Raw genomic sequence first — 13386 nt, forward strand, 5'->3', positions numbered from 1 at the left:
TTGTGGCCTGTGACTACTCAACCTTCTCACTGCTGACCTGCACGTACAGCGTGCGCCCTGCGCCCATGCCGGCGATCACGGCACCGATGCCCAGCACTGCGAAGATCCAGCCGATGGCGTCCCAGCTTCCGGTCACGTCGTGCACGACACCAACCGCGAAAGGTCCCATCGAGGCGATGGTGTAGCCAAAGCCCTGGGCCATGCTGGAAAGATTCGACGCCACGTGCGAGTCGCGTGAGCGCAGGACGATCAAGGCCAGCGCCAGGCTGAAGGTGCCGCCCTGCCCCAGACCGAGCAGGATCGCCCAGCCCCACAGGCCTTCCAGCGGCGCGTACAGGCAGCCGAACAGACCCGTGAGGGTCAGCGCCATGACCAACAGGATTGCCAGCCGTTGATCCTTGCCACGCGTGGCCAGCCACGGCGCACTCAAGGCGCTGATGACCTGGACGATGATCGAGCCGGACAACAGCAGACCTGCGGCGGTGGGCGTCATACCACGACCGATCAGGATCGATGGCAGCCAGCCGAACACGATGTATGACAGCGATGACTGCAGCCCCATGTACAGGGTGACCTGCCAGGCCAACGGATCGCGCAGCAGACCACGAACACGATAGACATCACGGCGCGTGCCATGCACTTCGCCGGTCTGTGGCAGCCAGAAGATCGCCGCAATCACTGCCGGGATCAGCCAGAATCCCAGGCCGATTTGCCAACTGTCTCCGAAGTACTGACTCAACGGCACGGTAGAGCCCGCCGCAATGGCCGCGCCCAGACAGAGGGCCATGGTGTAGACGCCGGTCATGGCGCCCGCTTGCCGGGGGAAATCACGCTTCACGATGCCGGGCAGCAGCACACCAATGATACCGATGCTCGCTCCCGCCAGCAGGCTGCCGCTGAACAGACCGACCTCGCCGAATGAGCTGCGTAATGCCAGGCCCGACGCCAGAATCAACAGGATGACCAGCACGACCCGCTCACTGCCGAACCGGCGTGCCAGAATCGGTGCCAGCGGTGCGAACAGCCCCAGGCAAAGCACCGGCAAAGTAGTCAGCAGACCGGCTTCGGCAGCTGACATGCCCAGGCTTTCAGAAACCTTGTTGAGCAGTGGCGCAATGCTGGACAGCGCAGGGCGCAGGTTGAGCGCAACAAGCACCAGCCCCAACAGCAGTAGCCAGGGTCGCTTCAAAATGGGGTGGGTTTGCTCGGCAGTCGCTTGCGGTGTGAGTGGAGCCTTGGCAGTCATCAGGTTCTCGGTATCAGGTATGTCGACCCGTTTCAGGGGGCAAGTATCCTGTTGGAGAATGATTGCGAACACAAGGTTCAGGTGCGATTGCATACAAGACGGTATTTGCAGGCGTAAAAAAACCGGGCGATTGCCCGGTTTCTTCATACCGCTCAAGCAGCTCTCAGAGATCAGTGAATGATCTGGCTGAGGAACAGTTTGGTACGGTCGCTTTGCGGATTGTCGAAGAAGTCGTTCGGCGCAGCCTGTTCGACGATTTCGCCCTTGTCCATGAAGATCACCCGGTTCGCCACAGTGCGGGCAAAGCCCATCTCGTGGGTCACGCACAGCATGGTCATGCCTTCTTCAGCCAGGCTGACCATGGTGTCGAGTACTTCCTTGACCATTTCCGGGTCGAGTGCCGAGGTCGGCTCATCGAACAACATGATTTTCGGTTTCATGCACAGGGCACGAGCGATGGCCACACGCTGTTGCTGACCGCCGGAAAGCTGACCAGGGTATTTGTGAGCCTGCTCCGGAATCCGTACACGCTCCAGGTAGTGCATGGCGATTTCTTCAGCTTTCTTCTTCGGCATCTTGCGAACCCACATCGGTGCCAGCGTGCAGTTCTGCAGGATGGTCAGGTGCGGGAACAGGTTGAAGTGCTGAAACACCATGCCGACTTCACGGCGGATAGTTTCGATCTGACGCAGGTCGGAGGTCAGCTCGGTGCCATCAACCACGATGCGCCCCTGCTGATGCTCTTCCAGACGGTTCAGGCAACGGATGGTCGTCGACTTGCCCGAGCCCGAAGGGCCGCACAAAACGATACGCTCGCCCTGACGCACGTTCAGGTTGATGTCTTTCAACACGTGGAACTGGCCGTACCACTTGTGTACGCCTTCCATCCGGATCATGCCTTCGGCGCCCAGAGGCTTACTGATAGCTTCACTCATCACAAAACTCCTAACGCTTGTGGCCAGTGTCCAGCTTGTGCTCCAGATGCATGGAGTAGCGGGACATACCGAAACAGAAAATCCAGAACACCAGTGCCGCGAAGACATAGCCTTCGGTGGCCATGCCGAGCCAGTTGGGATCGGCGGCCGCCTGCTTGACGCTGTTGAGCAGGTCGAACAGGCCGATGATGATCACCAGACTCGTATCCTTGAACAGGGCGATGAAGGTGTTGACGATACCCGGGATTACCATCTTCAACGCCTGAGGCAGAATGACCAGCCCCATGGCACGCCAGTAACCCAGGCCCATTGCCGCAGCCGCTTCGTACTGACCCTTGGGAATCGCCTGCATGCCGCCACGCACCACTTCAGCCACATAGGCCGACTGGAACAGGATCACGCCGATCAGGGCGCGCAGCAGTTTGTCGAAGTTCATCCCTTCTGGCATGAACAACGGCAGCATCACCGACGACATGAACAGTACGGTGATCAGCGGCACGCCGCGCCAGAACTCGATGAACGTCACGCAAACCACGCGCACCGCAGGCATGTTGGAGCGACGCCCCAACGCCAGCACGATACCCAGTGGCAAGGCGCCTGCGATACCGACAGTGGCGATGACCAGCGTCAGCATCAGGCCGCCCCACTGGCTGGTAGGCACGGTGGTCAGACCAAACGCGCCGCCATGCAGCAGGTAGAACGCAACAATCGGGTAAATCACCAGGAAGCTCAGGCCGTATACAGCCTTGCGCGGCACCTTGGAGATAAACAGTGGCGCTACGCCCACGATCGCCAGAATGACCGTCAGGTCTACTCTCCAGCGCAGCTCGGTAGGGAAATAGCCATACATGAACTGACCGAAGCGCTGCTCGATGAACACCCAGCAAGCCCCCGCCTTGGTGCAATCGGCGCGGGTCGTACCGATCCAGTTTGCATCCAGAAATGCCCAGTTGATGATCGGTGGCACAATCAGCCATACGAGGTAGATCGACAGCAGCGTCAGCAGCGTGTTGATCCAGCTGGAGAACAGATTGGCCCGCATCCATGCGACCACGCCAACGCTGGTTTTCGGCGGTGCGAGGTTGGGTTTGAAAATATGAGTAGTCATGCGTCTTTCCTCACCGCTCGATCAGCGCAATGCGCTTGTTGTACCAGTTCATCAGCAGGGAAATGCTGATGCTGATCGCCAGGTACACGCTCATGGTGATGGCAATGACTTCGATGGCCTGTCCGGTCTGGTTCAGCACCGTACCGGCAAACAACGACACCATTTCCGGATAACCGATACCGGCCGCCAGCGAAGAGTTTTTCGCCAGGTTCAGGTATTGGCTGGTCAGGGGCGGAATGATCACGCGCAATGCCTGCGGGATGATGACCTTGCGCAGAGTCGGACCAGGACGCAGGCCGAGCGAGCGAGCCGCTTCGGTCTGACCGTGGCTGACCGACTTGATTCCCGAACGCACGATCTCGGCGATGAACGCTGCGGTGTAAACCGTAAGCGCCAGCGTCAAGGCCAGCAGTTCAGGGATCAATACCCAGCCGCCGACAAAGTTGAAGCCCTTGAGCTCAGGCATTTCCCAGTGCACGGGAGAGCCGAATACCAGTGCCGTCAGCGTTGGAAGCAGCACCATCAGCGCCAGTCCGACCCAGAACTTGTGGAACGGCTGTCCGGTCTGTTCGAAGCGCTTGTTGGCCCAGCGGGTCATCAGAACCGTTGCGACAATAGCGATCACGACGCCGACCACGAACGGCAACATACCTTCGGCAGCGAATGCCCTTGGCATATTCAAGCCGCGACTGCTGACGTAGAACATGTCCAGGTAGCCGTGAGCGTTACGCGGACCCGGCAGGGTCAGGAACACCGCGAAATACCAGAACAGAATCTGTAGCAGAGGCGGAATGTTACGGAAAACCTCGACGTAGACCGTCGCCAGTTTGCTGATCATCCAGTTGGGCGAGAGACGCGCCACACCGATGATGAAGCCAAGAATCGTCGCCAGGATGATACCGATGAACGAAACCAGCAGTGTATTGAGCAAGCCGATCAAAAACACCCGGGCATAGCTGTCCGATTCGGTGTAATCAATAAGGTGTTGGGCGATACCGAAACCTGCACTTCGCTCAAGAAAGCTGAAGCCAGAGGTAATGCCACGATGCTCCAGGTTGGTCTGGGTATTGTCGAACAGGAACCAGCCCATTGAGACCACAGCCACAATGGTGATGATCTGAAATAACCAGGCGCGCACTTTGGGGTCAGTCAAAGAGAGCTTTGACTTGGGTGCGACGATTTCATTTGGCATGAAGAGCCCCAGGAAAAATGGAACAGGACAAAACGCCCGGCCACCTTTTCAGGCGACCGGGCGCAGGGGTCAATCAGCGAATCGGTGGAGCGTACTGGATGCCGCCGGCGTTCCACAGAGCATTCTGGCCGCGCTTGATTTTCAGCGCAGTGCCTTCGCCCAGGTTACGTTCGAAAACTTCACCGTAGTTACCGACTTGTTTGACGATCTGAACTACCCAGTCCTTCGGCAGTTTCAGGTCTTTGCCGTACTCGCCGTCAGCGCCGAGCATACGGGCGACGTCAGGGTTTTTGGTCGACTTGGCTTCAGCTTCAACGTTCTTGGAAGTCACTTTGGCTTCTTCGGCGTTCAGCATGGCGAACAGGGTCCACTTGACGATCGAGAACCACTCTTCGTCGCCTTTACGTACGACTGGGCCCAGAGGCTCCTTGGAGATGACTTCCGGCAGAACGACGTAGTCGTCCGGCTTGGCCAGCTTGCTGCGCTGTGCGTAAAGCTGCGACTGGTCGGAGGTCAGCACGTCGCAACGGCCGCCTTCCAGCGACTTGGCGCTTTCGTCGGAGGTGTCGAAAGTGATCGGCGTGTATTTCAAGCCGTTCGAGCGGAAGTAGTCAGAGACGTTCAACTCGGTAGTGGTACCGGCCTGGATACAAACGGTTGCACCGTCCAGTTCCTTGGCGCTTTTGACGCCCAGCTTGTTGTTTACCAGAAAGCCGATGCCGTCATAGTAAGTCACGCCAGCGAACACCAGACCCATGCCCGAATCACGGGAACTGGTCCAGGTGGTGTTACGCGAGAGGATGTCGATTTCGCCCGATTGCAGTGCAGTGAAACGCTCTTTGGCGTTCAACTGGCTGAACTTGACCTTGGTAGCGTCGCCAAAAACAGCGGCAGCTACGGCACGGCACACGTCAGCGTCGATACCGGTGATCTTGCCGGTAGCATCTGGAACGGAAAACCCTGGCAGGCCATCGCTGACGCCGCACTGAACAAACCCTTTCTTCTGGATAGCGTCAAGTGTGGCACCTGCGTTGGCAGCCCCGGCCACACCGAGTGCTGCTACGGCTGTCACTACAGCCAGAGTGGATTTCAACATCTTCATTCAAAATCTCCAGTTTGCTCTTTGTTGTTTGGGAGTTTCAGTCGCGTCGCACCTTTGTGAGGCGCTAATGACCCGTGCTGGCTTATTTTTGGGTCATGCGACGCTGGACCTGAATCACGAGTCGCCTGCAAGATCATCTTCCATTCGTATCCATGATTCAGAAACGGTCCCTTGGACTGAAGCCCCATGATTTTCCCGGACCAGTGCGGTACAGGCTGAATCGTGTCAGGAATCCTGACGCATGGACTCCCGTGCCGCATTTCGATCGCTATAAGTAATAGCCTTATAGTGTTACCGAACGACGTAAGCGCCTCGACTCCAGTCCTGCTGTAGCAAAGCCCGTACCAGCATGCTGGCCAAGGCAAATTAGCGACAGGTCAAGACAAAAACTTGTACCCTTGCGACATCTTCTTTCATTTTTAAACTGGCAGCGCACCTTATTAATGCGCCCAAAAAGCGCAAGCGCACACTAATGGAGCACTCATGAGCGAACCCTTGATCATCGAACCATCCGCCACCCCAGACGCCTGTGTTATCTGGCTGCACGGGCTGGGTGCCGACCGCTACGATTTCCTGCCGGTTGCCGAAGCATTGCAGACATCCCTGACTACCACCCGCTTCGTACTGCCGCAGGCGCCAACCCGCGCGGTGACCATCAATGGCGGCTACGAAATGCCGAGCTGGTATGACATCAAATCCATGAGCGCCGCGGCCCGCGCCATTGACGACGATCAGATGGAGGCCTCGGCGCAAAAGGTGCTCGACTTGATCGAGCAGCAACGCGACAGCGGCATCGACCCGGCGCGGATCTTTCTGGCAGGGTTTTCCCAAGGCGGCGCGGTGGTGTTACACGCCGGTTATCGACGCTGGCAGGGGCCACTGGGCGGCGTGCTGGCGCTGTCGACTTATGCCCCGACATTCACCGATACGATGACGTTGTCAGCCAGTCAACAGCGCATACCCGGCTACTGCCTGCACGGTCAGCACGACGAAGTGGTGCATAACGCCATGGGACGGACCGCTTACGAGCACTTGAAGGCTCAAGGTGTCACCGTTCTATGGCAGGAATACCCAATGGGTCACCAAGTGTTACCGCAGGAAATTCATGACATCGGTGTATGGCTGACCGAAAAGCTGCGTTGACAGCGTCTCGGACGCGCCTGCGCGCTCCCGAAAGGACGCCTTCTGTAGCGGATCATGGATGACACTACGCCGAGCACGGATCTTGCTTTACACTGCTCGGCGTACATTCCTTAACCAATTGACGAGATCACCGTGCTCAAAGCACTTAAAAAGATGTTCGGTAAAAGCGAGGCTGAGCCGCTCGCGTCCAGCCCGACCACCCCCATCCCTGCCGCTGCCGCTGCCGCTACCAAGCCTGCCAGCAGTCCAAATTCTGATCGAGCAACCCCGACTCCTCCTTCGGAGCCCGCCACACAGCCTGCCCAGGCAAGAGCCCCGCGCACTGAAAAGCCCAAGGCCGAGCGCCCACGCCGTGAGCGCGTGGCGAAGCCGCCTGCTCCGGCCTGGAAGCTCGAAGACTTCGTGGTCGAGCCGCAAGAGGGCAAGACCCGCTTCCATGATTTCAACCTTGCGCCTGAGCTGATGCACGCCATTCAGGACCTGGGTTTCCCGTATTGCACGCCGATTCAGGCGGGCGTGCTGGGCTTCACCCTCAAAGGCAAGGACGCTATCGGCCGTGCCCAGACAGGTACAGGCAAGACCGCTGCTTTTCTGATCTCGATCATCGAGCAACTGACCCAGACGCCGCCGCCAGAAGAGCGTTACATGGGCGAACCTCGCGCTCTGATCATCGCGCCAACCCGCGAGCTCGTGGTACAGATCGCCAAGGACGCCGCCGACCTGACCAAGTACACCAACCTGAACGTCATGACGTTCGTGGGTGGCATGGACTTCGACAAGCAACTCAAGCAGCTCGAAGCTCGGCACTGCGACATCCTGGTTGCAACACCAGGCCGCCTGCTGGACTTCAACCAGCGTGGCGAGGTGCATCTGGACATGGTCGAAGTCATGGTGCTGGACGAAGCCGATCGTATGCTCGACATGGGTTTCATCCCACAAGTGCGTCAGATCATTCGTCAGACCCCGCACAAGGGTGAACGCCAGACGCTGCTGTTCTCGGCCACGTTCACTGAAGACGTGATGAACCTCGCCAAGCAGTGGACCACTGACCCGTCCATCGTTGAAATCGAATCGCTGAATGTAGCGAGCGACAATGTCGAGCAGCACATCTACGCAGTTGCCGGCGCCGACAAATACAAGCTGCTGTACAACCTTGTAACCGACAACGGCTGGGAACGCGTGATGGTCTTTGCCAACCGCAAGGACGAAGTGCGGCGTATCGAAGAACGCCTGGTACGCGATGGCGTCAACGCCGCGCAGCTTTCCGGCGATGTGCCTCAGCACAAACGGATCAAGACACTGGAAGGCTTCCGCGAAGGCAAGATTCGCGTGCTGGTCGCCACCGATGTGGCGGGCCGCGGCATCCACATTGATGGCATCAGCCACGTGATCAACTTTACCCTGCCGGAAGTGCCGGACGACTACGTTCATCGTATCGGCCGAACCGGCCGTGCGGGCGCCGATGGCGTCTCGATCAGCTTTGCAGGGGAAGACGACTCGTATCAGCTGCCCGCCATCGAAGAAAAGCTGGGCCGCAAGATCAGCTGCGAAACGCCGCCCACCGAACTGCTAAGGCCCGTGGTACGTCGCACCGTCTGATAACCCGGAGGCGAATACCCACAAAAAAACGCAACCTTTGCAGGTTGCGTTTTTTTTGCCTGTTGCCAGGTCAGGCTCATGAGCAACAGCAGGCAGCACCCTGCCCTGCCTGGCTCATGTCACGGTCAGTCGCTGCCGTATCTGGGTGAGCGTGGCCCATAGAGCAACCCGGCAGGTCGGCCTGCCGACAGCAAACGGTTACTCGCAATACCCGCAATCGGATGACTGGCATCCGTAGAGCTGTTGATGATCTGCTTGACCGCAGCCGTGATCAGCATGCCGACCAGCCCACCACCATTGTTGTTGCCACCCTCGTCACTGGAGGCAGAGGCGGCACCTGTCCACAGCGTAACGCCGGTACGCAGATCCACCAGCTTCGCTGTAACGGTCACGATGGTCTGGCTGCTGATGACGATGTAGCTGGTGCCGTATTGCGTGACGGTGATGTACAAGCCGGCATCGGCGCCAAAGATCTCACGCAGCTTGGCTGGCGATGTGGCCTGTATATCATTGGCGTCGGTCAGGCCGTTATTGCGAAACGTCTCGTCGACCAACGCGACGGGCAGCACGTAATAGCCCGACTCAGCCAATGGGTAGGTCACTTGGGAAAAGGTGCTGTATGTTGCCTTGAGGTCGGGCGACTCATTGATCGGCGGCAGCACCAGGATCGAGCGAGGTTTGCTCTCCTTGAATGCCGAGTAGTCGACGGTCTTGGGTTTGACGCAGCCTGACAAAAGCGCGATGGCAAACAGGCCTATTGCGACCTTGCATAGATGACGGCTCATTTGGCAGCTCCCGCGTGGGCATTCTTTAGCAAAAAGTCCATGTACGTGGTCGACTCAGGGAACAACGCCTTTTCGGTGCGCAACTCCTGGACCATCTGGTCATCCTTGCCAAGGCTGCCGTAAAGCATGCCCAGTTGAGCGTGGTAACCCGGCGGTGGCGTCCCATTGCTGGCGCGGATCTTCTGAAGATCCTCCTCCAGCTTGGCGACCTGAGCTTCCTTGGCTTCGCCCTTGAAGTACTCATAGACCTCAGGCTGGTAACTGCCCCACTGATACAAGGTTTTGGGCGGCTGCGCGCAGCCGGTGATCAAAGCACTCGCGACGACTGTCGTTGCGATCCAGCGCAACGAAACACTGCTTCTGCTCATAACGGTGATAATTCCCTTTATTCAAATCAATTGGCGACAGGCTTCCAGGCACCGCTGTCTACCGCACGCACCATATTGTTAACGGCTTCTCGCATGGCCAGATCCAGCACCTTGCCATTGAGCGTCGAGTCGTAGCTGGCAGTGCCGCCAAAGCCGATCACTTCGCGGTTGGACAGCTCGTACTCGCCCGCACCCTGAGTCGAAAACACCACTTCCGAGGTGCTGATATTGACGATATTCAGCGCAACCTTGGCGTAAGCGATTTGCGACTTGCCGCGCCCCAACAAACCGAACAACTGCTGATCACCGGTCTCTTTGCGACCGAACTCAGTGACATCACCGGTTACCACATAATCGGCGCCTTTGAGACGCTGAGCCGTGGACTTGATGGAGGCTTCGCGCTTGATTTCCTCAAGGTTGTCGCGGTCCAGCACGTTGAATCGATTGGTCTGCTGCATGTGGGTGATCAGGATGGTCTTGGCCTGTCCACCGAGACGATCGACACCATCAGAAAAAATACCGCGCATGTAACTCGAACGGTTATCGAACTTGCCGACCGCGACCGGGTAGCGGACCCCGGTGTACGCGACACCGGCGCTCTCCACCTTCGCCACCGGCAGCGCCCGAGAGCTCTCGGTCGCACAACCACTTACCAGTGCCAGCGTGACTGCTGCCATCCCTGTGACTAAAACCTGCTGCACTTTTCTCACGTCCATACTCCGGTCTTTTCAACTGAAACTGATCGCGACGCCCACACTGCAAGGCGCAGGCTCACGAGTAAAAAGGAAAGAAATCTGACTGAACGGCCATATGGCCATGTGATTGCCGTCATGGGTCGACGTGCATCAACGGACGAGCCGACTTCAGGGGGCTATTTCCAGCGCTGCGCAGCCTCATGATCACTGTGCCGCCCTTCGACCCAACGCGGACCTTGCGGGGTGTTCTCCTGCTTCCAGAACGGTGCGCGAGTCTTGAGGTAGTCCATGACGAAGTCGCAGGCTTCGAATGCCGCCTGACGATGGGCACTGGCCACACCGACGAAGACAATAGGCTCGCCCGGCTCCAGCGCCCCCACTCGATGCAGCACCTCCAGCCTGAGCAACGGCCAGCGCTGCTCGGCTGCGACAATGATCTTTGCCAGCGCTTTTTCAGTCATGCCGGGGTAGTGTTCCAGAAACATTCCTGACACGTCGCGCCCGTCATTGAAGTCGCGCACATAGCCGACGAAGCTGACCACTGCACCAATGCCGACATTGGCAGCATGCAGTGCATTCACCTCGGCACCCGGGTCGAATGCTGCGCTTTGCACGCGAATTGCCATATCAGCCTCCGGTCACTGTCGGAAAAAACGCTACTTCATCGCCATCCACCAGCGGCTCGTCCAATTGACACAGCTCCTGATTGCGGGCGCACATCAGGTTCTGCTCGCCAAGCACCCGCCACGCATCGCCGCGTGCCAGCAACTGCTGACGGAGTGCATCCATGGTCGAGAAGTCGCCTTCGACCCGTTCGCTGTCCAGCCCGAGCACTTCGCGATAACGGGCAAAATATTGAACCTGAACCTTCATTGCCCCTCCGCCTCGCCGGCGATGAAATGACCGCTCTTGCCGCCCAGCTTTTCGAGCAGACGCACAGTTTCGATAACCATGCCGCGATCAACTGCCTTGCACATGTCATAAATGGTCAGGGCCGCGATGCTGGCGGCGGTGAGCGCCTCCATTTCCACGCCGGTCTGCCCGGCCAGCTTGCAACGCGCAATGATACGTACTGCGTCAACGCCTTCCGCCGCCAGTTCGACCTTGACGCTGGTGAGCATCAACGGATGGCAGAGCGGTATCAGGTCACTGGTTTTCTTTGCCGCCTGGATGCCTGCGATGCGGGCCACAGCAAATACATCGCCCTTGGGATGGCCACCGCTGACGATCATTTCCAGCGTGGCGGGCAGCATGCGTACAAGTGCTTCAGCCACAGCTTCACGGGACGTCATCGCTTTATCGGTGACGTCGACCATGTTGGCGCGACCTTGGGAATCGAGATGAGTGAGCACAGCCTTACTCCTGAACAGGAGCGGCGATTGTAAACCAAATGTGCGGCATGGGGCTGGCTGAGCGCAGACTCCGCAGGAGTAAGTTTGCTCAAAAAGCGATGGTAAAGAGCCATGTTAGTGGCAGTTGTGTCGTCATCTTCGCGGGCAAGCTCGTACTGGTTACAAACGCTTCCGTGGGAGTCAGCCTGCTGACGAAGAGAGTTGTGAGTCCAGCGTCAGGCGTATGTAACGCCTGGCGCTGGAGGTGGGTACGCTATAAGGCTATTACAAATGGCTCTCTGCGTATTCGGCCAGAATGGAACGTGGCACGCCCTGCAAGGTAATGTGCACGCCGTTGGGGAAGTCTTTGAAACGCTCCGTCAGGTAGGTCAGCCCGGAACTGGTGGCCGAAAGATAAGGGGTGTCGATCTGCGCCAGGTTACCCAGGCAGACCACTTTGGAACCGGCGCCAGCACGGGTGATGATTGTTTTCATCTGGTGCGGTGTCAGGTTCTGGCATTCATCGATCAGGATCAGGCTCTGCTGAAAACTGCGACCTCGTATGTAATTGAGGGATTTGAACTGCAGCGGTACTTTGCTGAGGATGTAATCGACACTGCCATGGGTGCTTTCGTCATCCATGTGCAAGGCTTCAAGGTTATCGGTGATCGCGCCGAGCCATGGCTCCATTTTTTCCGCTTCGGTGCCCGGCAGGAAGCCGATTTCTTGATCCAGCCCCTGAACGCTGCGCGTTGCGATAATACGACGATAGCGTTTGGTAACCATGGTCTGCTCGATGGCCGCCGCCAGCGCCAGAATGGTTTTACCCGAACCGGCCGCACCGGACAGATTGACCAGATGGATATCCGGGTCGAGCAACGCGAACAGCGCAAGCCCCTGATAGATGTCACGAGGCTTGAGCCCCCACGCTTCCTGGTGCAGCAATGGCTCCTGATGCATGTCCAGAATCAGCAGTTCATCGTTCTTGACGCCTTTGATCCAGCCCACGAAGCCTTGCTCATCAATGATGAACTCGTTGATATGCACGGCTGGCAGGGCTTCATTGAGCTGGACACGATGCCAGGTGCGGCCTCGCTCCTGACGGGTATCGACCTTGTTGACCCGATCCCAGAACGAACCGGTCATGTCGTGATAGCCGCGCGACAACAACGAAACGTCGTCGACCAGCTGGTCGGTGCTGTAATCCTCGGCTGCAATACCGCAGGCACGCGCCTTGAGGCGCATGTTGATGTCTTTGGTCACCAGCACCACGCTCAAGTCCTTGTTGCGCGCGTGCAGGTCGATCAATTGATTGATGATGATGTTGTCGTTGAGGTGTTCCGGCAGAAGGCTGTTGGGCTCTTCGCGCTTGCTCATGAGGATGGACAGATAGCCTTTGAGCACACCGGTGCCGCGGTCGATAGGCACGCCTTTTTCAACGTCTTCCGGCGAGGCCTCGCCCAGGGTCTTGTCAATCAGGCGGATGGCCTGGCGACACTCGGCGGCCACTGAATGTTTACCGTCCTTGAGTTTGTCGAGTTCCTCCAGAACCGTCATGGGAATGGCAACGTGATGTTCTTCGAAATTCAGCAATGCGTTTGGATCATGGATCAATACATTGGTATCGAGCACGTAAAGGATAGGCTGGTTGGTGGAAGGGGTGCGTCCGTGATCATCCATACTCGCTCACCTTTGTAGTAGCCAGGCGACGCAGAACCACGACAGTGCTGCGCCACGAAAAGGCCGCCGGTTTCTCCCCTTCAGGCAGGGCAGAAGTGTTGCTCAAGGTGGGTCTTTGAGGACGCCACCTGTGTTGCAGGTTTCGGCGGTCTGTATTCGTAATACAGCAAAAGGGATGACAGAAAAAAGCTCTTTGACAGTT

General features: G+C 58.0%; 14 protein-coding genes. 2 read left to right on the forward strand and 12 right to left on the reverse strand.

Annotation, left to right across the window (positions count from 1 at the left end):
• Window positions 1–13 precede the first annotated feature (13 nt).
• The 5 genes from KDX37_RS10225 to KDX37_RS10245 all read right to left on the reverse strand — a co-directional run bounded on the left by KDX37_RS10225 (window position 14) and on the right by KDX37_RS10245 (window position 5583).
• Window positions 14–1246 carry an MFS transporter gene (locus KDX37_RS10225; protein ID WP_231652578.1) on the reverse strand — a complete coding sequence of 411 codons (1233 nt, stop codon included), beginning with the start codon at window positions 1244–1246 and terminating at the stop codon, window positions 14–16.
• 170 nt (window positions 1247–1416) lie between these two features.
• Window positions 1417–2181 carry an amino acid ABC transporter ATP-binding protein gene (locus tag KDX37_RS10230; protein WP_231652579.1) on the reverse strand — a complete coding sequence of 255 codons (765 nt, stop codon included), beginning with the start codon at window positions 2179–2181 and terminating at the stop codon, window positions 1417–1419.
• Between the two features lie 10 nt (window positions 2182–2191).
• Entirely contained in the window at window positions 2192–3289 is a 1098-nt protein-coding gene (locus tag KDX37_RS10235) for an amino acid ABC transporter permease (RefSeq protein ID WP_231652580.1), read from the reverse strand.
• A 10-nt stretch (window positions 3290–3299) separates the two neighbouring features.
• Window positions 3300–4481: an amino acid ABC transporter permease gene (locus KDX37_RS10240; protein WP_231652581.1), complete on the reverse strand. Its 1182-nt coding sequence runs from the start codon at window positions 4479–4481 to the stop codon at window positions 3300–3302.
• Window positions 4482–4554: 73 nt separating this feature from the next.
• Window positions 4555–5583 carry an amino acid ABC transporter substrate-binding protein gene (locus KDX37_RS10245; RefSeq protein ID WP_231652582.1) on the reverse strand — a complete coding sequence of 343 codons (1029 nt, stop codon included), beginning with the start codon at window positions 5581–5583 and terminating at the stop codon, window positions 4555–4557.
• A 483-nt stretch (window positions 5584–6066) separates the two neighbouring features.
• Here KDX37_RS10245 and KDX37_RS10250 point away from each other — a divergent pair, with 483 nt between their 5' ends.
• Window positions 6067–6726, forward strand: a complete 660-nt coding sequence (locus KDX37_RS10250; RefSeq protein ID WP_231652583.1) for an alpha/beta hydrolase — start codon at window positions 6067–6069, stop codon at window positions 6724–6726.
• Window positions 6727–6852: 126 nt separating this feature from the next.
• Complete coding sequence (gene rhlB / locus KDX37_RS10255; protein WP_406641963.1) at window positions 6853–8325, forward strand: ATP-dependent RNA helicase RhlB; 1473 nt, start codon at window positions 6853–6855, stop codon at window positions 8323–8325.
• Window positions 8326–8450: 125 nt separating this feature from the next.
• On the opposite strand, the gene KDX37_RS10260 is transcribed toward rhlB, so the two are convergent.
• From KDX37_RS10260 to KDX37_RS10290, 7 genes are all read right to left on the reverse strand, one after another.
• The gene (locus KDX37_RS10260) at window positions 8451–9110 is read right to left on the reverse strand and encodes a DUF799 domain-containing protein (protein ID WP_231652585.1); all 660 of its coding nucleotides are present in this window, start codon (window positions 9108–9110) and stop codon (window positions 8451–8453) included.
• On the reverse strand, window positions 9107–9478 hold the full coding sequence (locus KDX37_RS10265; protein ID WP_231652586.1) for a DUF4810 domain-containing protein: 372 nt from the start codon (window positions 9476–9478) through the stop codon (window positions 9107–9109). The genes KDX37_RS10260 and KDX37_RS10265 overlap by 4 nt, the downstream gene beginning before the upstream one ends.
• A gap of 26 nt (window positions 9479–9504) precedes the next feature.
• Window positions 9505–10155: a CsgG/HfaB family protein gene (locus KDX37_RS10270; protein ID WP_231652642.1), complete on the reverse strand. Its 651-nt coding sequence runs from the start codon at window positions 10153–10155 to the stop codon at window positions 9505–9507.
• Between the two features lie 194 nt (window positions 10156–10349).
• The gene (gene moaE, locus KDX37_RS10275; protein ID WP_231652587.1) at window positions 10350–10799 is read right to left on the reverse strand and encodes a molybdopterin synthase catalytic subunit MoaE; all 450 of its coding nucleotides are present in this window, start codon (window positions 10797–10799) and stop codon (window positions 10350–10352) included.
• Between the two features lies 1 nt (window position 10800).
• Window positions 10801–11046, reverse strand: coding sequence for a MoaD/ThiS family protein (locus KDX37_RS10280; protein WP_231652588.1), 246 nt, complete (start codon window positions 11044–11046; stop codon window positions 10801–10803).
• Complete coding sequence (gene moaC, locus KDX37_RS10285) at window positions 11043–11525, reverse strand: cyclic pyranopterin monophosphate synthase MoaC (RefSeq protein WP_231652589.1); 483 nt, start codon at window positions 11523–11525, stop codon at window positions 11043–11045. Before moaC ends, KDX37_RS10280 begins: the two co-directional genes overlap by 4 nt.
• Window positions 11526–11789: 264 nt before the next feature.
• Window positions 11790–13184: a PhoH family protein gene (locus tag KDX37_RS10290; RefSeq protein ID WP_231652590.1), complete on the reverse strand. Its 1395-nt coding sequence runs from the start codon at window positions 13182–13184 to the stop codon at window positions 11790–11792.
• Window positions 13185–13386 lie beyond the last annotated feature (202 nt).

The organism is Pseudomonas californiensis (assembly GCF_021147775.1).
Classification (GTDB): domain Bacteria; phylum Pseudomonadota; class Gammaproteobacteria; order Pseudomonadales; family Pseudomonadaceae; genus Aquipseudomonas; species Aquipseudomonas californiensis.

Coding starts and splice junctions, on each gene's coding strand:
- KDX37_RS10240 (WP_231652581.1), bottom strand. CDS start 4,481: ATGCCAAATGAAATCGTCGCACCCAAGTCAAAGCTCTCTTTGACTGAC.
- KDX37_RS10260 (WP_231652585.1), bottom strand. CDS start 9,110: ATGAGCCGTCATCTATGCAAGGTCGCAATAGGCCTGTTTGCCATCGCG.
- KDX37_RS10270 (WP_231652642.1), bottom strand. CDS start 10,155: ATGGCAGCAGTCACGCTGGCACTGGTAAGTGGTTGTGCGACCGAGAGC.
- moaE (WP_231652587.1), bottom strand. CDS start 10,799: ATGGCAATTCGCGTGCAAAGCGCAGCATTCGACCCGGGTGCCGAGGTG.
- KDX37_RS10245 (WP_231652582.1), bottom strand. CDS start 5,583: ATGAAGATGTTGAAATCCACTCTGGCTGTAGTGACAGCCGTAGCAGCA.
- KDX37_RS10290 (WP_231652590.1), bottom strand. CDS start 13,184: ATGGATGATCACGGACGCACCCCTTCCACCAACCAGCCTATCCTTTAC.
- KDX37_RS10225 (WP_231652578.1), bottom strand. CDS start 1,246: ATGACTGCCAAGGCTCCACTCACACCGCAAGCGACTGCCGAGCAAACC.
- KDX37_RS10235 (WP_231652580.1), bottom strand. CDS start 3,289: ATGACTACTCATATTTTCAAACCCAACCTCGCACCGCCGAAAACCAGC.
- KDX37_RS10280 (WP_231652588.1), bottom strand. CDS start 11,046: ATGAAGGTTCAGGTTCAATATTTTGCCCGTTATCGCGAAGTGCTCGGG.
- KDX37_RS10265 (WP_231652586.1), bottom strand. CDS start 9,478: ATGAGCAGAAGCAGTGTTTCGTTGCGCTGGATCGCAACGACAGTCGTC.
- KDX37_RS10230 (WP_231652579.1), bottom strand. CDS start 2,181: ATGAGTGAAGCTATCAGTAAGCCTCTGGGCGCCGAAGGCATGATCCGG.
- KDX37_RS10250 (WP_231652583.1), top strand. CDS start 6,067: ATGAGCGAACCCTTGATCATCGAACCATCCGCCACCCCAGACGCCTGT.